General features: G+C 63.0%; 22 protein-coding genes and 4 pseudogenes. 9 read left to right on the forward strand and 17 right to left on the reverse strand.

The genetic code is table 11. The annotated features are described in order from the left end of the window. Positions 1-66: 66 nt before the first annotated feature. Together BQ8482_RS12915 and BQ8482_RS39195 are read right to left on the reverse strand one after the other, a co-directional pair. A complete protein-coding gene (locus BQ8482_RS12915; protein WP_123147986.1) occupies positions 67-1,338 on the reverse strand; it encodes a flavin-containing monooxygenase in 1,272 nt (423 codons plus the stop codon). Between the two features lie 217 nt (positions 1,339-1,555). Then, positions 1,556-1,666, reverse strand: a pseudogene (locus BQ8482_RS39195) (sulfite exporter TauE/SafE family protein); the annotation flags it as partial. 190 nt (positions 1,667-1,856) lie between these two features. Here BQ8482_RS39195 and BQ8482_RS12925 point away from each other — a divergent pair. The 3 genes and pseudogenes from BQ8482_RS12925 to BQ8482_RS12935 form a co-directional block, all read left to right on the forward strand. Further along, positions 1,857-4,694, forward strand: a complete 2,838-nt coding sequence (locus BQ8482_RS12925) for an AMP-binding protein (protein WP_123147987.1) — start codon at positions 1,857-1,859, stop codon at positions 4,692-4,694. Positions 4,695-5,263: 569 nt separating this feature from the next. Beyond that, a complete protein-coding gene (locus BQ8482_RS12930; protein ID WP_123147988.1) occupies positions 5,264-6,040 on the forward strand; it encodes a sulfite exporter TauE/SafE family protein in 777 nt (258 codons plus the stop codon). Positions 6,041-6,057: 17 nt separating this feature from the next. After that, a pseudogene (locus BQ8482_RS12935) lies at positions 6,058-6,339 on the forward strand (LLM class flavin-dependent oxidoreductase); the annotation flags it as partial. A gap of 9 nt (positions 6,340-6,348) precedes the next feature. Here BQ8482_RS12935 and BQ8482_RS12940 read toward each other — a convergent pair. The 11 genes from BQ8482_RS12940 to BQ8482_RS12990 form a co-directional block, all read right to left on the reverse strand. After that, positions 6,349-7,005, reverse strand: a complete 657-nt coding sequence (locus tag BQ8482_RS12940) for a methionine ABC transporter permease (protein WP_123147989.1) — start codon at positions 7,003-7,005, stop codon at positions 6,349-6,351. After that, positions 6,986-8,068, reverse strand: a complete 1,083-nt coding sequence (locus tag BQ8482_RS12945; protein WP_123147990.1) for a methionine ABC transporter ATP-binding protein — start codon at positions 8,066-8,068, stop codon at positions 6,986-6,988. The genes BQ8482_RS12940 and BQ8482_RS12945 overlap by 20 nt, the downstream gene beginning before the upstream one ends. Positions 8,069-8,172: 104 nt before the next feature. Beyond that, positions 8,173-9,021, reverse strand: coding sequence for a MetQ/NlpA family ABC transporter substrate-binding protein (locus BQ8482_RS12950; RefSeq protein WP_123148055.1), 849 nt, complete (start codon positions 9,019-9,021; stop codon positions 8,173-8,175). A 196-nt stretch (positions 9,022-9,217) separates the two neighbouring features. Continuing rightward, the gene (gene msuE, locus BQ8482_RS12955; RefSeq protein ID WP_123148056.1) at positions 9,218-9,853 is read right to left on the reverse strand and encodes an FMN reductase; all 636 of its coding nucleotides are present in this window, start codon (positions 9,851-9,853) and stop codon (positions 9,218-9,220) included. A gap of 5 nt (positions 9,854-9,858) precedes the next feature. Beyond that, a complete protein-coding gene (locus BQ8482_RS12960; RefSeq protein ID WP_123147991.1) occupies positions 9,859-10,731 on the reverse strand; it encodes a sulfurtransferase in 873 nt (290 codons plus the stop codon). 5 nt (positions 10,732-10,736) lie between these two features. Beyond that, on the reverse strand, positions 10,737-12,533 hold the full coding sequence (locus BQ8482_RS39200; protein ID WP_244602775.1) for a vanadium-dependent haloperoxidase: 1,797 nt from the start codon (positions 12,531-12,533) through the stop codon (positions 10,737-10,739). Positions 12,534-12,578: 45 nt separating this feature from the next. Continuing rightward, complete coding sequence (locus BQ8482_RS12970; RefSeq protein ID WP_425294097.1) at positions 12,579-13,331, reverse strand: ATP-binding cassette domain-containing protein; 753 nt, start codon at positions 13,329-13,331, stop codon at positions 12,579-12,581. A 74-nt stretch (positions 13,332-13,405) separates the two neighbouring features. Beyond that, entirely contained in the window at positions 13,406-14,224 is an 819-nt protein-coding gene (ssuC, locus tag BQ8482_RS12975; protein WP_123147993.1) for an aliphatic sulfonate ABC transporter permease SsuC, read from the reverse strand. A 2-nt stretch (positions 14,225-14,226) separates the two neighbouring features. Beyond that, the gene (ssuD, locus tag BQ8482_RS12980) at positions 14,227-15,405 is read right to left on the reverse strand and encodes an FMNH2-dependent alkanesulfonate monooxygenase (RefSeq protein WP_123147994.1); all 1,179 of its coding nucleotides are present in this window, start codon (positions 15,403-15,405) and stop codon (positions 14,227-14,229) included. Continuing rightward, positions 15,402-16,352, reverse strand: coding sequence for a sulfonate ABC transporter substrate-binding protein (locus BQ8482_RS12985; protein WP_123147995.1), 951 nt, complete (start codon positions 16,350-16,352; stop codon positions 15,402-15,404). Before BQ8482_RS12985 ends, ssuD begins: the two co-directional genes overlap by 4 nt. A 269-nt stretch (positions 16,353-16,621) precedes the next feature. After that, positions 16,622-18,016 (reverse strand): FAD/NAD(P)-binding protein, encoded by a 1,395-nt coding sequence (locus BQ8482_RS12990; protein WP_244602776.1) that lies wholly within the window; start codon positions 18,014-18,016, stop codon positions 16,622-16,624. A gap of 752 nt (positions 18,017-18,768) precedes the next feature. Between BQ8482_RS12990 and BQ8482_RS13000 the strand changes: the two genes are divergently transcribed. Continuing rightward, entirely contained in the window at positions 18,769-19,179 is a 411-nt protein-coding gene (locus tag BQ8482_RS13000) for a DoxX family protein (RefSeq protein WP_123148058.1), read from the forward strand. Between the two features lie 389 nt (positions 19,180-19,568). After that, positions 19,569-19,931: pseudogene (locus BQ8482_RS13005) on the forward strand (tyrosine-type recombinase/integrase); the annotation flags it as partial. Between the two features lie 91 nt (positions 19,932-20,022). Here BQ8482_RS13005 and BQ8482_RS39205 read toward each other — a convergent pair. Further along, a pseudogene (locus tag BQ8482_RS39205) lies at positions 20,023-20,256 on the reverse strand (sulfite exporter TauE/SafE family protein); the annotation flags it as partial. A 168-nt stretch (positions 20,257-20,424) separates the two neighbouring features. On the opposite strand from BQ8482_RS39205, the gene BQ8482_RS13015 reads away from it, so the two are divergent. From BQ8482_RS13015 to BQ8482_RS13030, 4 genes are read left to right on the forward strand one after another with little or no spacing between them, the layout of a single operon-like run. Then, positions 20,425-20,871 carry a thiosulfate oxidation carrier protein SoxY gene (locus BQ8482_RS13015; RefSeq protein WP_123147998.1) on the forward strand — a complete coding sequence of 149 codons (447 nt, stop codon included), beginning with the start codon at positions 20,425-20,427 and terminating at the stop codon, positions 20,869-20,871. A gap of 15 nt (positions 20,872-20,886) precedes the next feature. After that, positions 20,887-21,213, forward strand: coding sequence for a thiosulfate oxidation carrier complex protein SoxZ (gene soxZ / locus BQ8482_RS13020; RefSeq protein WP_208867669.1), 327 nt, complete (start codon positions 20,887-20,889; stop codon positions 21,211-21,213). Between the two features lie 54 nt (positions 21,214-21,267). Beyond that, entirely contained in the window at positions 21,268-21,618 is a 351-nt protein-coding gene (locus BQ8482_RS13025) for a c-type cytochrome (protein WP_244602777.1), read from the forward strand. Further along, positions 21,615-22,883 (forward strand): NAD(P)/FAD-dependent oxidoreductase, encoded by a 1,269-nt coding sequence (locus BQ8482_RS13030; protein ID WP_123148000.1) that lies wholly within the window; start codon positions 21,615-21,617, stop codon positions 22,881-22,883. The genes BQ8482_RS13025 and BQ8482_RS13030 overlap by 4 nt, the downstream gene beginning before the upstream one ends. An 8-nt stretch (positions 22,884-22,891) precedes the next feature. Here the strand turns inward: BQ8482_RS13030 and BQ8482_RS13035 are convergent, their stop codons facing one another. Genes BQ8482_RS13035 through BQ8482_RS40065 form a run of 3 tightly spaced genes read right to left on the reverse strand, consistent with a single transcriptional unit; the run spans position 22,892 to position 25,982 of the window. After that, the gene (locus BQ8482_RS13035; RefSeq protein WP_244602778.1) at positions 22,892-25,078 is read right to left on the reverse strand and encodes a heavy metal translocating P-type ATPase; all 2,187 of its coding nucleotides are present in this window, start codon (positions 25,076-25,078) and stop codon (positions 22,892-22,894) included. Continuing rightward, entirely contained in the window at positions 25,075-25,803 is a 729-nt protein-coding gene (locus BQ8482_RS13040; protein WP_123148002.1) for a sulfite exporter TauE/SafE family protein, read from the reverse strand. The genes BQ8482_RS13035 and BQ8482_RS13040 overlap by 4 nt, the downstream gene beginning before the upstream one ends. A 56-nt stretch (positions 25,804-25,859) precedes the next feature. Then, positions 25,860-25,982 (reverse strand): hypothetical protein, encoded by a 123-nt coding sequence (locus tag BQ8482_RS40065; protein WP_280178825.1) that lies wholly within the window; start codon positions 25,980-25,982, stop codon positions 25,860-25,862. Positions 25,983-26,128 lie beyond the last annotated feature (146 nt).

The raw sequence follows: 26,128 nt of genomic DNA on the forward strand, positions 1-26,128 counted from the left end.
GACACTAGACAAACGAGCAACCGTCGCCATTGTGATCGGTGCTCCAGAGGTGGCGATGGAAAGTCATCACATGACCTCGCGATCCACTCCAGGCGTTCTCGACCGTGAGTCCACTCGTCTTTTGACGATGTGCGCCACCAGATTGTCCGCCTCCTCGGCAACGGCCGGTATGGTGCCTGATTTCCGCGTTAGCGCAAAATCGAGGCCGGCGAAGTAGAGCCCGGGAATGGTGCCGACACCATCCTCGTGCATGGGTTGGCCAGCCTCATCCAGGGCACCGGGAACCTTCACCCATGAGAAGTCGCCCGAGAAACCGGTGCACCAGATTATCGAGGAGATGCCACTCGCGGCCAGGTCGATCGAGCGGATCGGCGGATCAGCCAGAATCGGCGCAACCGCTTCGGCAGGATCATCGTCGGCCGGCGGCGCATCGAGGCCGGCGCGCTCGATATACTCGTCGATTACACGCTTCGCGTCCGCCGAGGCCTCGTCTGCGAAGCGCATGTGCTCGCCGATCTCGTCGCCGAAGATGAGGCTGCCGTTCTCCACGCCTCGGAAGCGGCCGAGCAGCACCACCCCTTGCGCGCTCAGCGATTGCAGGCTGATCGTGTGGATTGCCCCGAGCAGCGGACGCGGCGGCAGCCTGCCGTTCTCCAGGATAAGCTCCCGGCGCGGGACGTCGGCAAAGCCGGATACAGTGAGCCAGTTGAACGAGTCGCCGCCGCGATAGCGGCGTACCAGGCGGCCAGTGCGGCTCGTCGCTAGATACACAAGACGTCCGGCATGCACCAAGTCCTCGGCTATCTGGCCGCCCGACTGGCCACTCCCGACTACCAGCACGGCGCCGTCAGCGAACTCGTCCGGCTTGCGATAGGCAGAGGAATCGACCTGGCGAACTGCCGTCGGCAAGTCGGACGACCAGGGCGGCCGGACCTGACGGCTCTGGTTGCCGGTTGCAACCACGATCGTGCGCGCCAGAAGCGTCTCGCGATCAGTCGTGACTCGGTAGGCTCCGTCCTCTCGATTCAGCCGCTCAACCGGCACTCCAGTGCGGACCGGCAAGCGGTGCCGGTCAACATAGCCTTCCAGATAGCCGACGAATTCATGGTGGGTTATCGCACCCCAAGGGTCCGGCCCGTCGTAGGAATCGCCGGGCAGCGTGGTGCGTATATTCGTCGAGTTCAGCCGGAAGGAGTCCCAGCGCTGCTTCCGCCACGTCTCTCCGATACGACCTCGCTCGAGAACATGGTGCGCGCAGCCGCGTTGTTGCAGGAAGTAGCTGACGCCAAGCCCGGCCGAGCCCGCGCCTATGACGACCGCGTCAACAATCCCCCTCATGCGTTCCCCCGCCAAGATAGTGATGCTACAAATCCGGCAGCATACCGCAAAGAGCTAGTTCCGGGAATTCCAAAGGACGGAAGCCACGCCGGAGGGCAAGTGCCTCCGAAACCTCCGTCGACAGTATCGACCGCCAATTTTTCTAGTGACCGGTTCGTCGGCCCAACGGCTGAAACCGGTCACTAACGAGCGCGGTACAAATGGCTGATCTTGGCGCTGCGGCATCCAGGAATCCGGCTGTCACGCCCAGCGGCGCCACAATCGCCAGTTTCGCGGGGTTGGTGGGAATACGATGAAACGACCGATATAGAAGCCAGCTTCCAATAACGCCGCTCGCGTCCAGGCCGTTGCTGAGCCGCCAGAACGCTATAGTTAAGACAACAATGGCCTCGCCGCTCGCCACGGCTTTGATCCGCATCAACGCCAACCGCAGGGGAGGCTCGATTGCTCTGACAACACGCGCGTCAACGTCCAATTGCCTGAAGCGTTAACATTTGGCGTGGGAAACGGGCACGAAGATGGTTCCTACGACCGATGACAGGAGATCGCGCGAGGGCGACCTGATCGCCGTCGTGCGCGAGTTCGTGCACGAGCTTCAGCCGCAACGTGCAAATGCGATCGACATCTCGCCGTCAAGCCGGATCGAAAGGGATCTCGGCATCGACAGCCTTGGTCGGACGGAGCTGATTCTGCGGATTGAGCGCGCGTTCCGGGTGCGGCTGCCTACTCAACTAGTTGGCGAGGCGGACACAATCGGCGATCTGATCAATGCGCTCGAACACGCCGGCGCCCGACCAGGCTCGGCCCGCACGGTGCAGCCGACCATTGCCCTTCCTCCCGTTCCGGCTGCCACGGAGGCCGGGACGCTCGTCGAGGTCCTCGACTGGCACGTCGCGCAGCATCCTGATCGCCTGCACCTGACGGTCCTGCAGGACGACACAACGGCATTGGGGGCAATGACCTATGCAGAACTGGCGGAATCAGCTCGTGCCGTCGCGGCCGGATTGATCCGCCGCAGTGTCGAGCCGGGCGATCGTGTCGCTTTGATGCTGCCCACGAGTCTTGATTTCTTCTCCGCATTCTTCGGCATTCTCTACGCCGGAGCCGTGCCGGTGCCGATCTATCCGCCGATGCGGCTGTCGCAGATCGAGGACCATCTGCGTCGCCAGGCCGGCATCTTGAGCAATGCCGGCGCCCGCATACTCGTCACGATGCAGGAAGGAATGGGTCCTGCAGCGCTGCTGCGCGGACAGGTCGAATCCCTGGACAGCGTCGAGAACGTCGCAAGTCTCAGCACCGAGCCCGCTGCCACACAGCTGCCGCCGGTCACGGACGATCACTCGACCGCGCTGATACAATACACGTCAGGCAGCACCGGAGATCCGAAAGGCGTCGTGCTGAGCCACGCCAACCTGCTTGCCAATGTTCGGGCCATGGGCGCGGTGATGGAGGCGAGCTCGGCTGACGTCTTTGTCAGCTGGCTGCCGCTCTATCACGACATGGGCCTGATCGGCGCTTGGTTGGGATGCCTTCATTTTGGCGCGCCGCTCTATGCGATGTCGCCATTGAGCTTTCTCGTGCGCCCGGAGAGCTGGCTCTGGGCCATGCACCGTTTTCGCGCCACCTTGTCCGCTTCCCCGAACTTCGGCTTTGAGTTCTGTCTGAACAAGACAGACGACGCCGATCTCGAAGGACTTGATCTAAGCTCGCTCCGCATGATCGCAAACGGGGCGGAGCCGGTCAGTGTTCAGACGCTGCGTCGGTTCATCGAAAGATTTGAGCATCATGGCTTCAAGCCGGGAGCCATGGCCCCGGTCTACGGCCTGGCTGAGAACACGGTGGGGCTGGCCTTTCCCCCGCCGGGCCGCTCGCCGATCATCGATCGCGTGGATCGTACTGCGCTGACCGGCCGTGGCGCGGCCGTGCCCGCCGGCCCCGACAATCCGAAGCCGCTTGAAATCGTCGCCTGCGGACATCCTCTGCCAGGTCATGAAGTCCGCATCGTCGATGGCGCCGGCTACGAGCTTGGTGAACGCCAGGAAGGCCGGCTCGAATTCCGCGGCCCGTCGGCGACCTCCGGCTATTTCGAGAACGACGCCAAGACACGCGAGCTGTTCCGCGATGGCTGGCTCGACAGCGGAGACAGGGCATACGTGGCGAGCGGTGATGTCTACATTACCGGCCGGGTAAAGGACATCATCATTCGCGCCGGGCGTCACATCTATCCGCAAGAGATCGAAGAGGCTGTCGCGGGCATCCCCGGCGTGCGCAAGGGAGGCGTCGTCGTGTTCGGCGCGACCGATGAGTCCACCGGAACTGAGCGTGTGGTCGTCGTGGCGGAAACGCGCGAGACCGACGAATCTGCCCGGGAGGAGTTGCAGGAGCGCACTCGTGAGGTCGCAACGGATATCGCCGGGACACCTCCCGACGATATGGTCCTCGCGCCACCACGGGCCGTGCCGAAGACATCCAGCGGGAAGATTCGCCGCAGCACGGCTAAGGAGCTTTACGAGAGCGGGACAATTGGAGCGCCGCAACGCTCGCTCTGGTGGCAAGTCTTGCGGCTGTCGTTTGCGGGAGCGGGCCCGCAGCTGAGGCGACTGCGCCGGCTTCTCGCCGACGTTCTCTACGCCGGATGGTGGTGGATCGTCATAGCCTGCAGCTTCTTCTTGGCATGGCTGGCGGTGATGCTTCTGCCGCGACTCGGCTGGCGCTGGGCCGCGGCGAGGACGATCGCCCGTGCCGCGCTCGCCCTTGCCGGCGTGACCATCACGGCGAGCGGCATCGAGCACATTCCCCGCCGCAACGCGATACTCGCATTCAACCATTCGAGCTATATGGACGCCTTGGTGTTGGCTGCGGTTCTGCCGGGAGAACCAGCTTTCGTGGCCAAGAAGGAGCTGGCGGGGCAGGTCTTTGCCGGCCCCTTCCTGCGCCGGTTAGGCACACTGTTTGTCGAGCGCTACGATGTTACCGGCAGCCTTTCCGACGCCGAATCCCTGACCAAGATCGCCCGGCAAGAACGCATTCTCGTGTTCTTCCCCGAAGGCACGTTCACGCGCAGACCAGGTCTCTCCGCCTTCTATCTCGGAGCTTTCAAGATCGCGGTTGATGCCAACCTGCCGGTACTGCCCGGCATTATCCGTGGAACGCGATCCATGCTGCGCGGTGACCAATGGTTTCCACGATGGACGCCGGTCACAATCGAGATCGGCGCTCCCATTGCGCCGTCTGGAACTGATTTTGCATCGGTATTGCGTCTCCGCGACGCAGTACGCGAAGCGATCTTGGCGCGCTGTGGCGAGCCGGACCTCGGCGAGATGGTAAAGCCGCCACGGCCCGAGGCCGGGGCCTGACGGCATCACGGTCGCAAAGGTATCCTCAACAGGCGCTGGCTAGACGCTACGCGTGATGTGGCCGGCGATCATGAGAAGCAGCAGGACGCCAAGCCGGAACTCATCGCGGCGCGCACCATTGTCGCGCTCCGATCGAGAGGACTACGAGCGGCTAAGCTGTGGGTGCCGGTCGACTTTCGCGGCCGTCGAGGTCTGGGAAAGATCGCGGCTGCTTCCAGCCGCCAGGGACAAAATTGCAAACGGTAAAGTTCGACCCCTTCTCTGCCCTTCCTTCGGAGCAGCCATACGGCAATCCGTGATCCAGATTTTGCTCGCGCTATCGCGCAAGTTGGCCGCAATCCAGACATTTCCCGCGCCGATCTCCCTTTCCGGACACGGACATTCGCCTTTAGCGATACTGCATGGCGTAAAAATCCTCTGCCCGATTGCAGACCGCCGTCGAAGCAGCTTTTTGATAGGCGGAGCAGCTCATTTCGTCTTATATGCTGAGAAATCCGTCATGATCTGCGGGACCAATCATAGCGTAGCATTGGCTCGCAGTTCAGTGGCGCCATTGACAAGGGGCCGGCGTGTCAGAGTTCATCCTGTTCCTGATTGTCGGCTTTCTCGCGCAGGCGGTCGATGGAGCTCTTGGGATGGCGTATGGCGTCATCTCTGCGACGGTTCTCCTTTCCTTCGGTGTGCCACCGGCGCAGGCTTCGGCTTCGGTCCACGCAGCAGAGCTTTTCACGACAGCCGCGTCGGGATCGGCACATCTTGTGCACCGAAATGTCGATTGGCAGCTGTTCTGGCGCTTGGCACCAGCTGGGATCATTGGGGGTTGTCTTGGCGCATATGTGCTGACTTCCTTCGAAGGTAACGCTGTCAAGCCCTTGGTCACGATCTATCTTGCTGTGATCGGCCTGTATCTGGTCGTTCGTTCTTTCCACAAAATTCCCAACAAGCCGGTATCGGCGAGCGTGGTAGCTCCGCTTGGGGCAGTCGGCGGTTTTCTCGACGCTGCCGGTGGCGGGGGCTGGGGACCGATCGTAACAAGCGGTCTACTAGGTGCCGGTGCACCGCCGCGCTACGTGATCGGCACCGTCAACGCCAGCGAGTTCCTGATCACACTATCGGTATCCGTGACGTTCCTGGCGTCGCTCATGTCCGGTCACTGGCAGGCTGCAGGCACATTGACCGAGTACGGTTGGTCGATCGGGGGCTTGATTGCGGGCGGACTCCTTGCTGCCCCCATGGCAGGCTGGATGGTGAAGACCGTTCCGGAGAAAGCGCTGCTTCGTGCTGTCGGTATTCTTATCGTGTGTCTGTCGCTGTATCAGTCGGCACAGCTGGTTGCGCTGGTCTAGTGACAAGATACCGTTCAATAACGGTGAGGCAGGTGGCGCAACGATTGGGCGGCTATTCCGGCCTGGCGTTTGTCGACACAACAAGAACGATAGCCGATCAGATGGAAGAGTGGCTCGTCGAGGAGGGGTCGGACGGCTTCAACGTGATGTTCCCGTTCCTGCCAGCCGGGCTCGACGATGTCGTCGAAAAGGTGGTGCCGGAACTTCAACGGCGCGGGCTGTTCCGGCGCAAATATGAGGGGCCGACGCTTCGCGAAAATCTCGGCTTGGCGCCTCCCAGGAATCGGTTTTTCGAATAGCGAACCGGATCATGTCCGGCGATCGAGACGGGCAACTAGCCGGTCGCCGATCCACTGGATGCCGCTGACGAGGATGATCAGCACGACCACCACCGCGACCATGACGGTGGTCTCGAAGCGCTGGTATCCGTAGCGTATGGCGAGATCGCCCAGCCCACCGGCGCCGATGGCGCCGGCCATGGCCGAAGCACCCACGAGCGTGACCAGCGTCACGGTGAAGCCGGCGACGATGCCCGGCAGCGCCTCGGGCACAAGGACTTCACGGATGATCGTCCAGCGGTTGCCGCCCATGGCGCGTGCCGCGTCTATCAGCCCGTGATCCACTTCGCGCAGCGACACTTCCGCGATGCGGGCGTAGTAGGGCGTTGCGGCAATCGACAGCGGCACGATCGCGGCCCATGTGCCGATAGAGGTGCCGACGATCAGCCGCGTCACCGGGATCAGCGCAACCAACAGGATAATGAAGGGAACCGATCGGAAGCCGTTGATCACGGCGCCCAGGACGCGATTCACCCAAAGATTTTCGGCGATCCCGCCGCGATCGGTGACGACCAGCGCCAGGCCGAGCGGCAGGCCGGCAACCAGCGAGACGAAGCCGGAGGCCACCGTCATCAACACGGTCTCCCACAGGGATCGGAAAAGCAGTTCAATCATTACCGGCGACATAGCCAAGCACCTCCACGCGGGCCCCGCGGCCCGCCAGAAAATCGATCACGCGCGCCACATGGTCCGCACCGGTGGGGACGCCGAGGAACAGGCTTCCCACCGGCTGCTGCTGGATATGGTCGATCCCGCCATGAATAAGACGGAACGAGCCCGGGATGCTTGTGGCGAGATCGGAAAGCAGGGGGCGGCTCGCAGCCTCTCCCGCAACGTCGATCCTGAGGATTGCCTCTTTCCCGGCCGAGGCAGAGAGACTGGCCGCGATCTCGTCCGGCAATTGCGGACGTATGCCGCCGAGAAGGCTTTGCGTGATCCGCGATTGCGGATTGGCGAAAACCGACCAGACGGGACCTGCCTCGACGATCCGGCCGGCGTCGATCACCGCCACGCGGTCGGCAATCGAGCGGATCACCTCCATTTCATGGGTGATCGACAGGATGGTGAGCCCAAGTTGCCGGTTGATGTCCTTGAGCAGCGCCAGGATCGAGCGGGTGGTCTCCGGATCGAGCGCCGACGTTGCCTCGTCCGAAAGCAGCAGCGCGGGCCGCGCGGCGAGCGCCCTCGCGACGCCGACGCGCTGCTTCTGCCCGCCTGAAAGAGACGCCGGATACGCCTTGGCTTTCGCCGACAATCCGACCAACTCGAGAAGCTCGGCGGCACGGTGAAGCCTTTCTGCCTTCGGCCGCCCCTCGATCTTCAACGGCAGTGCGACATTGTCCTCGACGGTCTTTGCCGAGAGCAGGTTGAAGTGCTGGAAGATCATGCCGATGCGGCGGCGAAGCGGTTGCAGCTCGCGTTCGCCGAGCCGCGCGATGTCGCGGCCTTCGATGAAAATCTCGCCAAAGTCGGGCCGCTCTAACCCGTTGAGGCAGCGGATCAGCGTTGACTTGCCGGCGCCGCTGCGGCCGATGATGCCGAGGATCTCGCCCTTTCGGACGCGGAGCGACACGCCGTCGAGGGCGGCGGTCGCGCCGAACCGGCGCTTGACGTCGGTCAGCCTGACGACGTCCTCCGGCGTCCTGGTCTCGGCAGCTGGCTGCACGGTTGCAGAGAAATGCTGGTTCACGACGCTCCTTTCCAATCTTCCCGGCGCATCCCTTCACATATGACGCGGCGGCCCGCGGTCGATGCGGACCGCCGGTAATCTGGCGAAAGGCAAATCTTGCCGGCTCAGTAGGCGCTGAGGCCGGTGCCCTTGTAGACGCGGTCGAATTCGGCCTTGACCGTATCGTTCTGATAGGACTCGACCAGCACCTTGACCCAGGGTTCGTTCTCGTTGCCGGCCTTCACTGCAATGAAGTTGCGGTACGGGTTCTCGGCGATCGGCTCCTGGGCGATGCGGTTCTCGGGCGTGAGCCCGCTCTTCAGCGCCCAGTCGGTGTTGACGACGGCGGCATCGAGGTCGTCGATGGAGCGGCCGACGATGCCGGCGTCGAGTTCCTTGATTTCGATCTTCTTCGGATTCTCGACGATGTCGGCCGTGGTGGCGAGAATGCCGGTGCCTTCCTTCAGCTTGATAAGCTTCTCGCTCTCCAGAACGCGCAACGCGCGGCCTTCATTGGACGGATCGTTCGGCAGGCCGATCACGGCACCATCCGGCAGGTCGGCGACCTTGGCATGCTTCTTCGAATAGAGGCCGATCGGCCAGACGCCCGTATAGCCGACCGGCACGATGTGATAGCCCTGCGTGGCGATCTGGTTGTCGAGATAGGGCTTGTGCTGGAAGGCGTTTGCGTCGATCTCGCCGCGTTCCAGCGCCTCGTTGGGCTGCGTGTAGTCGTTGAACACGACAGTCTCGATCTTCAGGCCGCGCTTGTCCGCCTCCTGTGTGACGACACGCCAAACGTCCTCGTCCTCGCCGGAGATGATGCCGACCGTGATGACCTTTTCCTCCGCAGCAGCCGGTTGGGGCTCGGCGAGGGCCGCGAGCGTGACGGCCGAGGCAAAAAGTGCGGCGAGGCCCGTGCGCCGGGTGATCAGTCTGGAAAGAAGATTGGAAGCCTTTGGAAGTTCAGTCATGATGATTTCCTTGGAATGGGTCAGGTGAGGAAGGGTTGTCAGAAGAATCTCACCCTGCCTCGGATGCATATTGCCTACGGCGCTCGGATTTCGACAAAGCATCGTATTGCCCGATTAACGCTATGCCTAGAAAATGATCTCAAAGTTTTCTGGTGTTGGGGGTAGAGACGAGCTGCAAACTGCTGGAGCCGCTGCGCTAGAGGCGAGGGATCCACTCGAGCCAGTAGCGGTCGATCAGCGATCGTGGTCGGCCGTCCATCTCGGGCGACGGGGCGAAATCCTCGGCTGCGGCGTGCCGACGCGAGGCGAGCGCCAGCCCGGCCTCCTCGATTGCTTGCTCGCCACGTTTGCGGATCGCTTCGGACGCAAGCGCGCCCTCCAGGAAATCTCTGTCCGTCGCGTAGACAGCGGTTGGTAGGACCAGAGCCTCGAAGAAGGCAAAGAGCGGCCTCAGCTGATGGTCTACCATCAAGGCATGGCGCTCGCCGCCGCCCGTCGCGGTCAGAAGCACCGGCTTGCCGCGCAGCGCGACCGGATCGACGAGGTCGAAGAAGTGCTTGAACAGGCCGGTATAGCTGCCTTTGTAGGTCGGCGAGCCGACGACGAGCACGTCGGCCGAGACGACCGCATCAAGTACCGTTTGGCCTGCCTCGTCGAGATCGCGCGACCAACGTGCCGTCCCAAGCGACCGGCCGACATCGTCCAGATCGAAGGTCACTGCCGCAAGGCCATGCCGATCCGCGATCTCGCTGACGAAATGCTTGACGAAACCGCGCGTCTTCGACGGCCGCGCAAGGTTGCCAGAGAAGCCGACAACGGTGGCGTTTGTCATGGCGGTCACCTGGTCTGCTGGTCCTGCACGATCGGGCAGCTTTCGTCCTTCGCCCAGTCGGCGAAGCTGAGGTAATAGGCGCGGACGTCGTCATAGCCTGCACGAACCGCGGCGACTGCGGCCAGCGCCGCGCGACCCCCACCGTCGCAGTGCGTGACCACGTGATCTCCCGAGCGGAATCCGGCGTCGGACAGCAATCTTCGAAGCTCGGCGGTCGGCTTCAGGCGGCCGTCCTCGAGCAGGCCTGCGTGAGGAAGCAGATGCGCTCCGGGTAGATGGCCGCCCCGAGCATTGCGCCGAAGATCGGTGCCGACGAACTCCGCCGCAGTGCGGGCGTCAAGAAGCTGGACGCTGTCCAGCTCTCTCTTCAGCATGTCACGATCGACCAGATCAACCAACCCGGCCCCGGGTCGAGCGCGAAACGTCGTCAATCCCGGTGCCTCGCTTGCCTTAGCCAGAAGCTCCCTGCGTTCACGGATCGCAGGCCATCCGCCGTTCACAATGAGCGCCTCGGCTCCAAAATATTGCAGGATGAACCATACGCGCGCGGCTTCCGTCATACGCCCGTCGTCATAGACCACCGTGGGCACGGATTCGGCCACGCCCAGATCGGCAATCGCACGTTCCCAGTAAGAGATGTTCTCGAAGGAGGTCTCGCCTGTCTTCGCGGCTGCTTCCCAGAGCTCGACGGGCACACGAACGGCACTCGCCGCATGATCGGCCTGGAATGCCTCGGCTTCGCGCACATCGAGCAGGCGAAAAGCGGCGAGCAGCGAAAGTTCGTCGGGCTCGATCACTGGATCGCGTGGTGCAAGCTCCTTCGAGGCATTGCGGAAGGTGGTATCACCTGCCGCTGCAACTACAGTTGTCCCGCGCACCGATATCAGACCTCGGCCTCCGTCCCGTCGAAGCGGGTGAACGTGAATTTCTCGAACGGCTCGCGATACGTTTGCCGTTCGTTGCGCAGAATACTGATCGCGAGCTCTTCGCCGAGCGCCAGCGACGCCGAGAAATCGGAGCGCCAATGGATGCCAGCCCAGTCGCGTCCGACCCCATAGTTCCAGGCGAGCTTGTTCAGCTCGCCGCCGACGGTGAGCGGCTCACCCTTGTAGGGGACGAGCTTCGTCGGATCCTTCGGGTCGGGCTGCACGGGATTGGCGAGGACGGCGTCCTCATCGAAAAGCGCCTTGAGGATCGTCACGTTGGACGCGGCGATTTGGGCCGCCCCGCCGGGATAGCTGGAGTGGATCGGCGCTCCTTCCGGATAGACGTGCGACAGGAGATGGGTGCCGAACTTGCCGACACTTCGTGCTAGAGCGGCGGAGTTCAGGATGTCGCCGTGGACGGGATAGGCGTCCACCTTGTTGGTGATGCGGTGGTGGATCAGCCCGCCATAGGCTTCCGGCCGCAAGGCGCGGTGGACATAGAACTTCTGCCAGTAGGCGACTCGGATGGCGAGCGATGCGGTGACCGGCAGCAGGCTTTGCGCATAGGGCAGGCCGAAAGTGCTGTAGCCGCCAGTCTGCGTCTTCGAGTTCAGGTACGGATTGGATTTGGCAAACGGAATCCCGAACCCACCGAACCCGGCATTGGCCTTGTCGGGTCCCACGCCGAGCAGCAGGGCAGCCGACCAGAAGGCGGCCGGATTGTTGTGCACGTATTCGGCGAGGTCCCGGCCGGTCGCGATATAGCGCGGCGTCGGGTCGAAGCTGGTCGGCTTCGCAGGCGGAATGCCGTTCTGGATGGCGAGCCACTCGTCATAGCCGGTGAGGAAATCGGTCCCGGCCGCGGCGGTGCGGATGCGCGCCGGGATGAGCTGGCTGCCGTAAGGGGTATCCTTGAGCAGAAACTGGGAAATGTAAGGACCAACCAGCGTGCCGGGCGGCGTGACATAGCGCCCGGTTCGCCCGGACGGATCGGCCGCGTCGACATAGAGCGCCGTCCCGCGGAACAGCGTCTCCGGCGTGATGCCACCGTCCTTGCGCGGGCCCTCGAAGGCGGCAAGCTTGTTCAACTCGTCGACCGCGACGAGCACGTCCTTGTTCTTGGTGTCGTTCGTCAGCTCGGACAGCGGAACGTCGCGCAGCAGCGACTGCCAGTAGAGCTCGACAGCTTCGCTCGCGCGCGTTGCGCTGTCGAGCGCGGGCGCCGGCGGGATCGCGAACTGCGGGCCGACGCAGCCTGTCAGGTTCACGGCGAGGGAGCCGATCGGATTGAGCTGCTTGCGCTTGCCGCCGAGCGGTATCGCCTCGAAGTCGGTCGGATCGCCCGAGGCATAGGCCTTCAACGTTGCGTCGAAGGCCGTGCGGTCGACCTCGCCGCGTTCGTCATGCGGCAGGCCGCGCGTGTCGGAGCCGATCAGGTTCGGATACTTCTGCTCGTCGCCATTGACCGGATGCGGCGGTATCGCCACCGCGAAATCCGCATCCGCTGCGGCGCTTCGCACGACGAATGCGTGCTTGCGGAACACAAGATGTGCATCCCCTGAAGCCTCCTCGCCGGCCTCGACCCCGGTCGAGCCGACAATTGCGAGGGACGGCACGCCGGTAACCGCCATCGCTGCCATGCCCCCGGCTTCGCCAAGAAAGCGGCGGCGGCCGCCATCGCGAAGGTCTGCGGATGTGGATGCTGTACGGCGGGTCTGACCCTTGTTTTCCATTCCGCGATCCCGATGCGTCATTGTCATCTCCTACTTTTCACCGAAGCGCACGGATCGACGCCGCGCCTATACCTCTTCGAGAATTCGTGACTGCAGGGCGACAGCCGCGGTGTCGGCCCCCTCGCGTCGTGGGCGGGGAAGATCGACCGGCAAGTCGAGTGTTATGCCGCCGTCGCGAATGACGAGCACCCGGTCCGCGAGTGCCACAGCTTCGGCGACGTCGTGGGTGATGAGCACGGTCGTAAAACCGTGCTCGCGCCATATGCGCTCGAGTAGGCGATGCATCTCCATGCGCGTCAGTGCATCGAGAGCGCCGAACGGCTCGTCGAGCAGCAGGACGTCCGGTCGGCTCACCAGAGCTCTGGCGAGAGCGACACGTTGAGCCTGGCCGCCGGACAGGACGGCAGGCCAGTCGTTCCACCGATCGGCAAGCCCGACATCGGCGAGGGCTGCCGCAGCAGTCTCCTGCCACCCCTTCGTGCGCGCGATGCCGACATTGCTCAGTACGCGATGCCAGGGCAGCAGCCGCGCGTCCTGGAAGAGAAGGCGCACGTTCGGCTGCAGCGACTGGACCTCGGCGTCGCCGATGGCAATCATTCCGCTCGTCGGACGATCGAGTCCCGCGATCAGGCGAAGGAGGGTGGACTTGCCACAGCCGGAGCGGCCGACAATCGCCAGCAGCTGTCCGGCAGGAATGACCAGATCGAGGTCGGACAGGACACTTCTGTCTCCGAAGGATTTGGACAAGCGATCAAGTCGTATGTCCTGCCCGTTCAGTGACGGCGCGTCTTGACCGCGCGGTCCCGCCTCGCGAAGCAGGTTTGACTCGGCCAGCGCATCCGCTTCGTGGAACGCGGCATCCTTGTGCAGCCGCAGCACGGTCGCAGATTCTCTCACGACGTCGCTCCCCTGGTGACGGTGAGGCGATAGGTAGGGTGCCAGGCAAGCGCCCGCGCCTCGAGCAGCCGCGTGATGAAATCGGCGAGCTTGCCGAGTAGCGCGTAAACGATGATGCCGAGGACGACGACGTCGGTCTGCAGGAACTCGCGCGCGTTCATCGTCATGTAGCCGATGCCCGAGGACGCCGAGATCGTCTCGGCTACGATCAGGGTGAGCCACATGAGGCCGAGCGAGAAACGAAGGCCGACAAGAATCGACGGCATGGCGCCAGGCAAGATTACCCGCCAGAACAGCGGTACGGGACCGAGCCCATAGACACGCGCCATCTCGATCAGTTTCGGATCGACAGTGCGGATGCCGTGAAAGGTATTGAGGTAGAGCGGAAACGCGGTCCCGATCGCCACGAGGAAGATCTTCGCTTCCTCACCAATCCCGAACCAGAGGATGACGAGCGGGATGATGGCGAGATGCGGCACGTTGCGGAGCATCTGCATCGACGAGTCGAACACTGTTTCGGCCGGCCGCGATATACCGGCGAGGACTCCCAGCACGAAGCCGATGCCACCGCCGATGAGCAGGCCCTTCAGCGCTCGCTCGGTCGAGATTGTTGCATGGGTGAGAAGCGTGCCATTGCGCAGGCTCTCCCAGAAGGCGGCGGCTACCGCGCTCGGCGCCGGTAGGAGACGCGTCGACAGTGTGCCGCTTCGCGAGGCGATCTCCCATGCGATCAGCAGCACGATCGGGAGTGCCCAGGACGCCAGCGTCCTGAGCGCCGCTGCGCCGGTGCCATGAAGGCGCGATGGCCCGGCCATGCTCAGGACGCCTTTCTTGCGGCCGGACGGATCTCGTTGGCGATCGTCTCGCCGAACGGACCGGTGTTGACAGAGAGTTCGGCCCTCTCCGGCGCGTGCGCCAGCGGCAGCAGCGGGAAGACGAGCTCGGCGAAGCGATAGGCCTCTTCGAGATGCGGGTAGCCGGACAGGATGAACGTGTCGATCCCGATGGAGCGATATTCGTTCATGCGCGCCGCCACTTCCTCGGGCGAGCCGACGAGGGCGGTGCCCGCGCCGCCTCTAACCAGGCCGACGCCTGCCCAAAGATTCGGGCTGACGATCAGCTTGTCGCGGCGGCCGCCATGCAGTGCGCTCATCCGGCTCTGGCCGACGGAGTCCATCCGCGCGAACACGGACTGCGCCTTGGCGATCGTTTCGTCGTCGAGATGCGCTATGAGGTGGTCTGCTGCCGCCCAGGCCTCATCGGAGGTCTCGCGCACGATAACGTGGAGACGAATGCCGAAGCTGAGCTTTCGGCCACACTTCCCGGTCGCTGCCTTCACCTTGGCGATCTTTTCGGCGACGAGTGCCGGCGGCTCACCCCAAGTCAGGTATTTGTCGACCGTCTCGGCGGCTACTTCGATTCCTTCTACCGAGGACCCGCCGAAATAGAGCGGCGGGTGCGGTGCCTGCACCGGCGGAAACAGCAACTGTCCGCCCTCGAGACGGATATGCTTGCCTGACGTCGTCACGGTCTCCCCGGCGAGCAGCGCCTTGTAGGCATGCATGAACTCGCGGGTGATCTCGTAGCGGTCGGCATGGCTGAGGAAGATGCCGTCGCCCTTGTTCTCGATCGGGTCGCCGCCGGTGACGACGTTGATCAACAGGCGTCCAGCCGAAAGTCGATCGAGCGTCGCGGTCATGCGGGCCGCGACCGTCGGTGGCTGCAGCCCTGGCCGCACCGCGACCAGGAATCTCAGCTGCTCGGTGGAGGTGAGCATCGCCGAAGCGACAATCCAGGAATCCTCGCAGCTCTTTCCAGTGGGCAAAAGCACGCCGTAGTAGCCCAGTTGGTCCGCCGCCTGCGCGATCTGGCGCAGATACGGGAGGTCAGTTGCACGGCCGCCGACCGCGGTGCCGAGGTACCTGCCGTCTCCATGGGTCGGCAGGAACCAGAGCACATTCACTCGGTCAGGCGCGATGTCGGCGGGCGCATTCATGACTGTGGTTTCTTCACTGCGTCGGCGATCCGGATCGCGGCCGGGATCAGGCCAAGTCGATGAAAAACGTCGGCGATCTTCTGCTGAGCGGCCACCACCTCCGGCGTGATCGGCTTCACGCCGTACGTCCGCCGTTCGACGGCGACTTCGAGGACGTCTACCGGAATGCCGAGCGCCGGCGAGAACTGCTCGGCCACGTCGCCGCGGTTGGCGTTGATCCACGTGTCGACCTCGCCGAGCGACGCGACGATCGTGTCGACCACATCAGGGTGGGCATCGAGGAAGTCGCGGGAGGCGAGATAGAACTCGTGGTTGTCCACGACGCCGCTGCCGTTGGCCAGCTGTCTGGCGCCGGTTGCTGCCTCTGCTGCAGCCAGGAACGGCTCCCAGATAACCCAGGCATCGACCGCTTGCTTCTCGAAGGCGGCGCGCGCGTCGGCCGGCGGCAGGAAGTTCACCTCGATGTCCGTGTAGCCAAGTCCCGCCTTCTCCAGAGCCTTGACCAGCAGGTAGTGGACGTTCGAGCCTTTGTTCAGTGCGACCTTCTTGCCCTTCAGGTCGGCCACCGTCTTGAGCGGGCTGTCCTTGGGAACGAGGATCGCCTCGGCTTCCGGCGCTGGAGGCTCATAGCCGACATAGACCAGCGGCGCGCCGGCGGCCTGCGCGAAGATGGGTGGCGCCTCGCCGGTCGTGCCGAAGTCGATGGAGCCGACGTTGAGCGCCTCGAGCAGCTGCGGGCCAGCCGGGAACTCGGTCCATTCGACCGTGTAGCCCTGCGGTTTCAGCTTTTCCTCAAGCAGTCCCTTTGTCTTCAGCAGAATGAGCGTGCCGTACTTCTGGAAGCCAATCCGGACAACCTTGTCCTCGGCATGGGCTGCGGTCGCAACGCCCAGCGCGATGCTGCCGGCGAGCGTGATCTGCGCGAGATATCGTAGGAAGGTATTCATCAAAATCGGACTCCTCTTCCAATGTCAGCCAAGACTTTGAACCGGCGGGCACGACGCATGCCTCACGCTGCGCCCCACAATTTAAGCGGCGCAGTCGGATTGCCTGATTTCGGTGAGCGTATCGGGCCCGGAGAATGCTCTCAAAGAAAATTCTACTAATTTCATAGACTTTATATGGAATGAATTACCTGCGCGAATGAGAGCTGCCGAACGCCAACCTGCTCAGACCACGGCGCCGCCCTTCGACGGTGTGATCTGGCGCCTCAGGCTCACCGCATCGAGACGGGCTGTTTGACCAACAAACTGGCGAGATTCTGGCACTGGATACGGATGTCGGGGACCGCCTCGATCTCCAGAAAAGTGCCGCGGGTGAGTGGACCCACGGCGTAGATACGATCGTTGCAAGCGCCTTCTCGACTGATCAGGGCGCCATCGGCGGCGACGTCGAGGCCGATTCGAAGCGGATCCGCTCGGGCCACGCCGGCCGCCAGAAGCGACCGGATCAGGGGATTTGTGCTCCTGCCAGGGTCGGTAATGACGCCGGCGCATTCGTAGACGTGTGCAACCCGAATTTCCTCGACGAGCTGGTTGTTTCGACGGCGCAGCCTTGCCACGAAACCGGCGTCGTCGGATGTCACGTCGAGCACTCGGCCCGCGATTACGCGTAGCTGACCGTTTGCGATCGCCTTGGAGAGCCGCTCGCTTACCTCAGGCGCCATTCGATGCCGGTGGATGTCCCACCAAGCCTTCAGGTGCCTGAAGAACTGTCGTCTAGAAGCATCGGGCCATGTCCGCCAGATCGCCTGATTGTGAGGTCGCAAGCCGTCCACGACGTCACGCCAGTCGCCGCCGTGCGCCTCAGTCGAGCGAACTAGATCCCGGAACCAGCGGACGAATTCTGGCAGGCTTCGGTCAAGCGGTATGTCGGCTCCTTGAATGACGATGGGGCTGGTCTTTCTGTGCACGGCTGGGAGCAGGCCTCTGCGTGAAACGGCGACGATCTCCCCGACATGTCCGCGAAGCAGCAGCGAGAGACAGGTATCGACCATGCTGAGACCGGTGCCGAGGATCAGGACGCGATCGGCCGGTCCGGGCAAGGCGGCTTGCCGCTCTTTTGAGGGTGCAAGCAGCGACCCGCCGCGATTCGCTGTGCGGTCGTGACCTGTGGCCAGGACGCATTGCTGCGCCACAATGTTGGACCCGTTCGAAAGGCGCAGCTCCAGATAGCCGCCGCGCTGCAAAACCTCGACGCATTCCTCATCGACGATCCGCAATCGCGGACCACCCTTCTGCCGAGGCTCAGTCAACAACTCTCCAAGATATTCGCCATAGAGCCGACGGGGAGCAAAATACGTGGTCGCATCATCGATGGGGAAGCTGCGTGCCTTCAGCCAGCGCGCGAAATGGTCGGGATCATCGGCAAAGGCGCTCATGTTGGCTGCCCGGACGTTGAGAACGTGCTCCGGGAGGTCGGTCGAATAGGCGAGACCTCGCCCGAGTGAGGCCTGCTTCTCTATGATGGTGATCTCGAGGCCGGAGTTACCGCTTCGCAGGAGATGCGCCGCCATCAGCACTCCGCTTGCACCGCCGCCGATGATCGCAACCGACTTGGCCGACGGCGTGGTGCTGGCTGAATTCCACATTCGGGGAAAGACGACTGTCATGACTGCACGTTCTCCGAGCAGCCGGCAAGCTACAATGTCTAGCGATTAAGTCAACAATGAGATCTACGTGTTTAGCGCAGCCGAAGAAGGTCGGCGGCGACGCCGGCTCATTCGCAGCCAGCCCACGGCGGGGCTTCAATCCGAACTTCCGGAACTTCGACTCCCGCCCCTATTCGCCGGGGCGGTCAATGTCCGAATCTGGCGCGATTGCGCCCATTGGCCGGCCCCGCGGCTTCGATCAACCGGGAGCCCGGTAACCCTTTCGGCTGAAACCCTCGGCGACGCTCTCAGCCTTTATTACATTCGCCTGCTTGTGTTGAGCGCTGCGGCTGCGGAGGGTGGCATGGGAGAGAAACCATGCCTAACAGGAACAGTGGCCACATCGTCGGTCAGAAGCCTCCTCTCAACCGCGTGAGGTCTGGAGCATTCGAACACGACTGCAGGTGTCCGGCGCAGAACGGGATCTGGCACTCTTCAATCTCGCAAGCTTCGAGGTTGCGACCTGGTCGCCATCACGGTCGGCGACATTGCGCGCTAGTCACTGGCGGAGCGAGCGCAATCGGCAAGGTCTAGGCTCCCGCGGCTCGGCACTCCATCAATAGTACGACCGGATGTCACGCGACTGTGAACTGGGAGTATTGGTTTACGCCTCGCGCTGTGCATCATACCCTCTTCGCAAAATCGGTGCGAAGAGCAGACCCGCTGATAATTCAGCCTGCTGGCCGGAATCACCGGGTCATGATGGAGGCCAACTGATGAATTTCGACAAGATTTCGGCCTGGGCTCCGGAGTGGTTAAGCGTCGTGAGGATCATGTCGGCGCTGCTGTTTCTGGAGCACGGAACTCAAAAGTTCTTCAATTTTCCGCCCGCTCCCGAGCCGATGCAACTGTCGGGGCTTTTTGTGATTCAGGGATTGATCGAGGTGATCGGAGGCGTGCTGCTTGCCCTCGGACTCTTCACCCGGCCCGTCGCGTTCATTCTGTCCGGCAACATGGCGGTCGCCTATTTCATGGCGCACGCGCCGCAAAACTTCTTTCCGGTTGTCAACCAGGGCGACGCGGCGATCCTCTACTGCTTCATTTTCCTGTACTTCTTTTTCGCGGGAGGCGGCGCGTGGAGCGTCGATGCGGCCCGTCGCGGAACCGGCCTCGCGACGCCCTGAATAGGATCGCGAGAGAACCTCCTGGGCGGCTTCCAGCGGAGCACGTCCTGCAAGGGTGTCGAAGAGCATATGCTGTTGCCCTAGGTGGAAATGATAAGAAGTTTCGGCTCCGCTGATCGTCGCTTTCGGGGCGCCAGACGGTCTCAAGAATGGCCGCGTTGGGCGGATCGAGACCTTCGTCGTGGTCTGCGCAAAGTGGCGCGACCGCGCCCATTGCCATGGTCCACTTCATCGGGCAGTGCAATTCGGTAACGCCTGAACCAAATCCTTCGGGGCGGCTTCGGGTTAGGCGTTACAATTCATGAGCTCACATCGGGCGCTGCGGCTGTGGAGGGCGGCATGGGAGAAAGACCATGCCTAGTTGGAACAGAGGCCACATAGTCGGCCAGGGGCGGCCGGTACAGTTCGAGATCACAGAGCAGACCCGAGCCGCCGTCGGTGCATGGATAAACTGCCGCCACCTCGCCGAAAGGGATTTCCTATTCCCGAGTCGGGTTCGGGCAAAGCCGCACATATCAACAAGGCAGTATGGGCGGATCGTAGACAAATGGGTGGCCAGCATCGGCCTCGACCCGAAACGGTACGGCACGCACTCGATGAGGCGGACCAAGGCGTCGCAGATCTACAAGGAGATCAGCAATATCCGAGCCGTGCAACAGCTTCTTGGTCATACAAAGCTGGAGAGCACCGTGCGCTACCTGGGCATTGAAGTCGACGACGCATTGGCGATCTCTGAGCAGGTTGAACTCTGACACACAAGGGAGCGGCGCTTTCGCAAAGCGTCGTTCCTGACCCTAACCCGTCCTTTTCAGCCTTATCATGAATGTCGCGCATGCTTGTAAATCAGACATTGCGCTGGCGCGGTTCGAGCGCTCCAGTTAATTCGAGCATCTGATAGCCGGCCAAGAGTGTGATCAGAGATCCGACAACCCGCAATGGCGTCCTTTCCCGCAATGCCTTGACCATCTATCCCGACAGCGGTGCCGCAATAACGCCTCCAGCGATCAGGCCGGCGACCGAAGTTGGGTAGTCGCAGAATCCGCCGGCGTGCTTCCAACGGCCGGTAAAACAGAATGCATTGGTTTAAAGGGCGGCCATGGGCACTTCCGCGAGATTGCTCCCAGCGGTTGTCGGTGCTAAATTTGGTAGAAGCTGCCGCACTGATGTTGTCCGAGTGCGCCGCCTGCCGCCGCCGATGTGTTCTTGGAGTGGCCTAAAGAGTGGCAGGGTTTGGAGACCGGGACGATGAGCTTGACGCGCCGCGATGTGCTGATCGCCGGGAGTGGGGGGGTTGCCGGGGTCGCGTTCTTCTCGCCGCGGAGCGCGCGTGCGAACGATGAAGCGCTGGATCTCGTCAAGCAGTTCACCGGACGGACGGCCACGGTGTCGGATCGCCTTCACCTGATAATGCCGACGGACTTCCCGACCGGCTACACCGTGCCCATGAGTCTTTACATCGATAGCCCCATGACCGAGGCCGACCATGTGAGGCAGATGCGCGTGTTCGCGCCGCGGAACCCGCTCATCGAAGTGGCCAGTTTCCACTTCGTCCCGCAACGCAGTCTGCCCCGCGTGTCGACACGCATCCGGCTTGCCAAACCGCAACACGTCGTCGCTGTCGCTGAAATGAATGACGGCATCTTGCTGATGACCACGACGTGGGTCCGTGTCGCTACGGATGGCTGTGCCTGAGATCGGAGAGAGACAGTGACCACCCCGACACCACGCGTGATCGTGCCAAATGCTGCGGCGAAGGGGGAGATTTTTCAGGTCAAGACCATCATCAGCCATGAGATGGAAACGGGGCTACGCCATGATGATCAAGGCAATGTAATCCCGCGCAAGATCATCAACAAGTTTGTCTGCCGCTACAACGAAACCGTGGTGTTCAGTGTCGATCTTCACGAGGCGATTTCGGCCAACCCGTTCTTCGAATTTTCCTTGCGCGCGACGGAGAGCGGCCGGCTCGATTTTGTCTGGGAAGAAGACGGCGGTGCCGTCCATATGTTGTCGCACCAGTTCACGGTGGGTTGAGGTGGCGACGCAATCGAGCTGCGCGAATTATAGCGTGACAAGTTGAGTGGGAGCGTGACCGGAAAACTGCGAAACAGACGGGTATTCAGCATGCGCCCCGTCGCGAGATCTGCGATTGCCACGGGCCTCGTGCTGCTCTTCAGCCAATCCGGCGCGGCGGCGGGGCCCGATCAAGGCGCTCAACTCGCCGCAACCTGTGCGTCCTGCCATCGTCTCGATGGCGGCGGCACAGGCATTCCCAGCATCATCGGGCTTGGTGAGGAGAGGCTCACCAACGCCCTGCTTGCCTACCGGGCGAGCGAGAGTCCAAATCACATCATGCACGTTATCGCGCTGTCGCTCAGCGACGAGGAGATCGCGAGCGTCGCGCGCTATGTCGCAGCGCAGGGGAGTAACCCGCGATGAAATCCTGGACTCGTCGCGAGTTCGGACGCCTCACCGGAGCAGCGTTGCTAACGGCGCTCAACCAGCCGAAGGCGCGGGGCCAGGCCAAGGCGCGTGTCGTCGTGATCGGCGGCGGCATCGGCGGCGCAACGGTCGCCAGATATCTCGCCGCCAGCGCCACGGCTATCGAGGTGACCCTGGTTGAACCGCGGCAGAGCTACGCGACCTGTTTCTTCAGCAATCTCTATCTCGCCGGGCTGCGCCCGTTCGAATTGCTCAGTCATGGTTATGAAGCGCTGGCAAAACAATATGGTGTCATCGTCATTCATGAGTCCGCCGCGGCGATTCACCCGGCGGCGAGAACCGTTGCGCTCAACAACGGTTCAAAGCTCAGCTACGACCGTCTCGTTGTTGCGCCAGGCATCGCATTCAGGGATCGGGCGCTTGAGGGCTATGACGAAGCGGCGATGGAGATCATGCCGCACGCCTGGAATGCAGGGCAGCAAACCAGGCTGTTGCGCCAGCAACTGGAAAGCATGGAGGACGGCGGGCTGTTCGTGCTGGTTGCTCCGCCGAATCCGTTTCGCTGCCCGCCCGCCCCCTACGAGCGCGCTTCGCTCGTCGCATCCTATTTCCAACGCCGCAAGCCCAAGGCCAAAATTCTGATCCTCGATGCGAAAGACAGCTTCAACGCGCAGGACCTGTTCCAGGACGCCTGGAACCGCCACTATCCGGGAATGATCGAATGGCTACCGGCCCAGTTCACTGGCGGGGTCACGGCAATCGACGCGAAGACCCGGTCGGTGATCACCGCGGGAGCAACATTCAAGGCCGCGGTGGCCAATGTTATCCCGGCGCAAATGGCCGGGCGCTTGGCGCAGCAGGCGGGGCTCGCCAATCGGTCGGGCTGGTGTCCGGTCGATCCGGTCACCTTCGAATCGGCGCTGCAGCCCGGCGTCCATCTGGTCGGTGACGCGATCATCGGCGGGGATATGCCGAAATCCGCCTTCTGCGCCAACAGCCAGGCCAAAGCCTGCGCCTTTGCCATCGCGGCCGATCTCACCGGATCAGCGCGTTTCCCGGCGCATTTGTTCAACACTTGCTACACCTATCTCGCCCCCGACGATGCGTTCAGCAACGCCATCAGCTTCAAGCCCGTCGACGGGAAGCTCAAGAGCGTCATCAGCTTCGTCAGCAAGGTCGAGGAAAGCTCCGAGGTCCGCCGGCAGGCTGCGCGCGCGGCGGAAGGCTGGTATGACGCCTTCACGCACGACGTGTTTGGCTGAAACGAAACTCAACTCCGCTCGACGGCCGGGCCGGCCATTGCCGAAATGCCGGCGCCATCGTGGGTACGCTCCGCCTTGGTGTCGGATCGTTGCTCCGGGATCAGCGTTGGAATAGGGTCGGGCAGCCGCTCCAGCCGCAGCGAATTTACCACCACGAGGATGCTCGAGCCGGCCATGACCGCCGCCGCAAGGATTGGCTGCAGAAGTCCGAATGCTGCGAACGTCAGGGCGACGAGGTTGTAGCCGAACGCCCACATAAGGTTGGTCAAGATGGTCCTGCGGACCGCGCGGGCCACGTCGACGATCCAGGGCAGCATCCACAATCCGTCCGCAGGCAGCACGAGCGCCGCAGTCTCGCGGGCGAGATCGGTGGCGGAGCCGACGGCGATACCGACATCTGCGGCGGCCAGGACCGGCCCGTCATTCAGTCCATCGCCGACCATCGCCACCGAACCGTGGTCATGGCGGAGCCGATCCAGGGCCAGCCGTTTGGCCTCCGGCGAAAGGCCCGCTTGGACGTCCTTGATCCCGACCAGGGCCGCGATCCGCTCCGCCGCCGGCGCCAGGTCGCCGGTCAACAGCGTGGCGTCGAGCCCGCGCTCACGCAGTGCTGCGATCGCCGCCTGCGCCTCGGGAAGCGGCGAATCATCGAGCGACAGCACCGCGTGAACCCGCTCGCCCCAACCGACATAGACCACCGAATGACCGCTCGCCTCCCGCGACCGCGCACGTTCGGCCAGTGCAGGGGGAAGCGGCCAGCCCAGATCATTCATCAATCGGCCGTTCCCCGCCGCCATGGGCACGCCATTTGCGCTGCCACGGATGCCACGACCGGGAACCGCCCGGACATCGCGGATGACGAGCGGCGTGATGCCGCGCTGAGCGGCTGCCGCCGCGATGGCCCGTGCCAGATCATGCTCGGAATGGCGCTCCAGACCGGCGGCGCGCGCCAGCACTTCGTCGATGCCGACCTCCTCGCGGTCGACGCCGACGAGACGCGCCTTTCCCGCCGTCAGAGTGCCGGTCTTGTCGAAAGCTAGCAACCGTACACGCGCGAGGGTCTCGATCACGCCGGGGTCGCGGACGAGGCAACCGTGTCGCGCCAGCCGGCCAATGCCGAGCGATGTCGCCATCGGAGCGGCCAGGCCTGCGGCACAAGGACAGGCAACCACCAGTACCGAAAGGCCAATCAGCAACGCCCGATCGAACGGCAATGACTGCGCCCAGTAGACGATCGTCAGCCCGCCGAGGGCGAGGACAAGCGGCACGGCCACGCCAACGACGCGATCGGCAAGGCGTTGGGTTGGACTGCGACGGCCCAGCGCTTCGCGCACCGACCGGCAAATCTGTGCCCAGCGGGTTGCGGTTCCGTCACCGCTGCTTTGGATCAGGAGCGGGCCGTCGATATTGATACTGCCGGCAATCACCTTGGAGCCGGCGCCCTTTGTCACTTGCCGGCTTTCTCCGGTGATCACGGCTTCATCGATGTTCGATTCCCCCTCGACAACCACGCCGTCGACTGGAATGCGCTCGCCTGGCCGGACCCGAACCAGCATGCCGGCCGTCACCTCCCGCACTGGGCGGCGGATCTCTGCCGCGCCATCGACAACTGTTGCGCTCTCGCTTTCGGCGGCGAGGAGCGGTTCGAGGTCGCGCGCCGCCCTGGCGCGGCCAACGGCCTCGAGATAGCGGCCAACGGTGAACAGCATCAGCACCATCACGGCGGTGTCGAAATAGACGTGCGTGCTGCCCTCGAACACGGCAAATGCCGAATAAAGATAGGCGGCAGCGACGCCAAGCACGATGAGTGCTGATGATGTCACGCGTCCCTGAATACCATCGAGCCACATTTCACGAAAATAGGGGCTGCCGAGAATCAGCACCGCCGGCGTCGCGAAGATCCAGAGCACAAGATGAATCCACGGCAGCACGCCCGCATCGACGCCGGTGAAAGCGTCCGAATAGAGGAGGAGGCTGAACATCATGATATTCATGGAGAGAAAGCCGCCCACGCCGAGCTGGATCAGCAGCCAGGCGGCCTCCCACTCTTCGTGTCTGCCGCTCTTCACCTGAAAGGCGATGCAACAGCCGTAGCAGCAGAACGCGCAAGCTTCCCCGTTGAGCCTGCGCTCCATCGGGCGCGGGCCGATGGGCAGCGAGCAATGGCTACACAGGATATCGCCATGCGCAGTCATGCGGGATGTCCGCCCAGCCAGGCAAGGCCGATATGCGCGTCGGAAGGCAGCAGACCACGGCCGAGCGTGATGACGCCGAGCAAAAGAATAAAGCCGCCGGCCAGCCTAACGCCGCGCAGCCGCCAGGCTGGCCCGAGAACCTGGCCAACGCCGCCCATCATCAACATCGCGGGAAAGGTTCCCAATCCAAACGACGCCATGACGAGAAAGCCGGGAAGCGCTCCGGCGGTGCTCGCCGCCTGGGCGGCGAAGGCATAGACCAGAGGACATGGCAGGAAGCCGTTGAACAGGCCAAAGGCGAGCGGCGCGGCGCTGCTCCGGGCCGTCAGCAGACTGCGCAGGGACATTGCAAATGTGCTGCCGCCGAATCCGATCGCAAGGCGATGGAAGACCTGCAGCAAGCCGAAGAACTGCAACGCCATGGCAATCATGAGCAGGCCGGCGACGATCGCGAGAATTCGCTGGGCGATGTCGAGGGAGTCGTTCAAGAGCGGCGGCGCCATTGAACCTTGCGTGGTGCAGATGACCTGACCGAGCGCGCCCGCCAGCCCGCCCAGAAAGCAATAGGTTGTCAATCGGCCGGTATTATAGAGCAGGTGGCGAAGGACGGTTGCGCCTCCCCCTCGCTGATCGCGGCCCAGCGCGCAGGCAAAGCCGCTGCACATACCGATGCAGTGAAAGCTGCCCGCGAACCCAGCGGCGAAGATCACGAGATAATAGGTCATTGGCAGACCTCCTGCCGGCGCATCGCTCGATCAACCAGAGGTGTTGCTCCGCGCCGCTAATGGCGCACGAGGTACGCCACCCATACGAAGAAGGCGATGTGGGCTATCGCGCCGCCGATAAAGGCAATCGCTTGGTACGGGCTCGCATTTGCGAACGAGAAAACGGTATCTGCAAGCATACGCCTCCTCCTGGTCAGCCGAAATAAGCAAGGGCAACGTTCATAGCGAGCGCGGAGGCCAGTAGGAAAAGATTCAGAATCGCTAAACCCATTACGATCTTGGCTACCAGCATCTCCTGCTCCTTCTCTCAATTCCTCGGCCATCA

Origin of the sequence: Mesorhizobium delmotii (assembly GCF_900149755.1) — a bacterium.
Classification (GTDB): domain Bacteria; phylum Pseudomonadota; class Alphaproteobacteria; order Rhizobiales; family Rhizobiaceae; genus Mesorhizobium; species Mesorhizobium delmotii.

Coding starts and splice junctions, on each gene's coding strand:
- BQ8482_RS13030 (WP_123148000.1), top strand. CDS start 21,615: ATGAAATCCTGGACTCGTCGCGAGTTCGGACGCCTCACCGGAGCAGCG.
- BQ8482_RS39200 (WP_244602775.1), bottom strand. CDS start 12,533: ATGACGCATCGGGATCGCGGAATGGAAAACAAGGGTCAGACCCGCCGT.
- BQ8482_RS12925 (WP_123147987.1), top strand. CDS start 1,857: ATGGTTCCTACGACCGATGACAGGAGATCGCGCGAGGGCGACCTGATC.
- BQ8482_RS13015 (WP_123147998.1), top strand. CDS start 20,425: ATGAGCTTGACGCGCCGCGATGTGCTGATCGCCGGGAGTGGGGGGGTT.
- ssuC (WP_123147993.1), bottom strand. CDS start 14,224: ATGGCCGGGCCATCGCGCCTTCATGGCACCGGCGCAGCGGCGCTCAGG.
- ssuD (WP_123147994.1), bottom strand. CDS start 15,405: ATGAATGCGCCCGCCGACATCGCGCCTGACCGAGTGAATGTGCTCTGG.
- BQ8482_RS12950 (WP_123148055.1), bottom strand. CDS start 9,021: ATGACTGAACTTCCAAAGGCTTCCAATCTTCTTTCCAGACTGATCACC.
- BQ8482_RS12985 (WP_123147995.1), bottom strand. CDS start 16,352: ATGAATACCTTCCTACGATATCTCGCGCAGATCACGCTCGCCGGCAGC.
- BQ8482_RS40065 (WP_280178825.1), bottom strand. CDS start 25,982: ATGCTTGCAGATACCGTTTTCTCGTTCGCAAATGCGAGCCCGTACCAA.
- BQ8482_RS13035 (WP_244602778.1), bottom strand. CDS start 25,078: ATGACTGCGCATGGCGATATCCTGTGTAGCCATTGCTCGCTGCCCATC.
- BQ8482_RS13040 (WP_123148002.1), bottom strand. CDS start 25,803: ATGACCTATTATCTCGTGATCTTCGCCGCTGGGTTCGCGGGCAGCTTT.
- BQ8482_RS12990 (WP_244602776.1), bottom strand. CDS start 18,016: ATGACAGTCGTCTTTCCCCGAATGTGGAATTCAGCCAGCACCACGCCG.
- msuE (WP_123148056.1), bottom strand. CDS start 9,853: ATGACAAACGCCACCGTTGTCGGCTTCTCTGGCAACCTTGCGCGGCCG.
- BQ8482_RS12915 (WP_123147986.1), bottom strand. CDS start 1,338: ATGAGGGGGATTGTTGACGCGGTCGTCATAGGCGCGGGCTCGGCCGGG.
- BQ8482_RS12940 (WP_123147989.1), bottom strand. CDS start 7,005: ATGTCGCCGGTAATGATTGAACTGCTTTTCCGATCCCTGTGGGAGACC.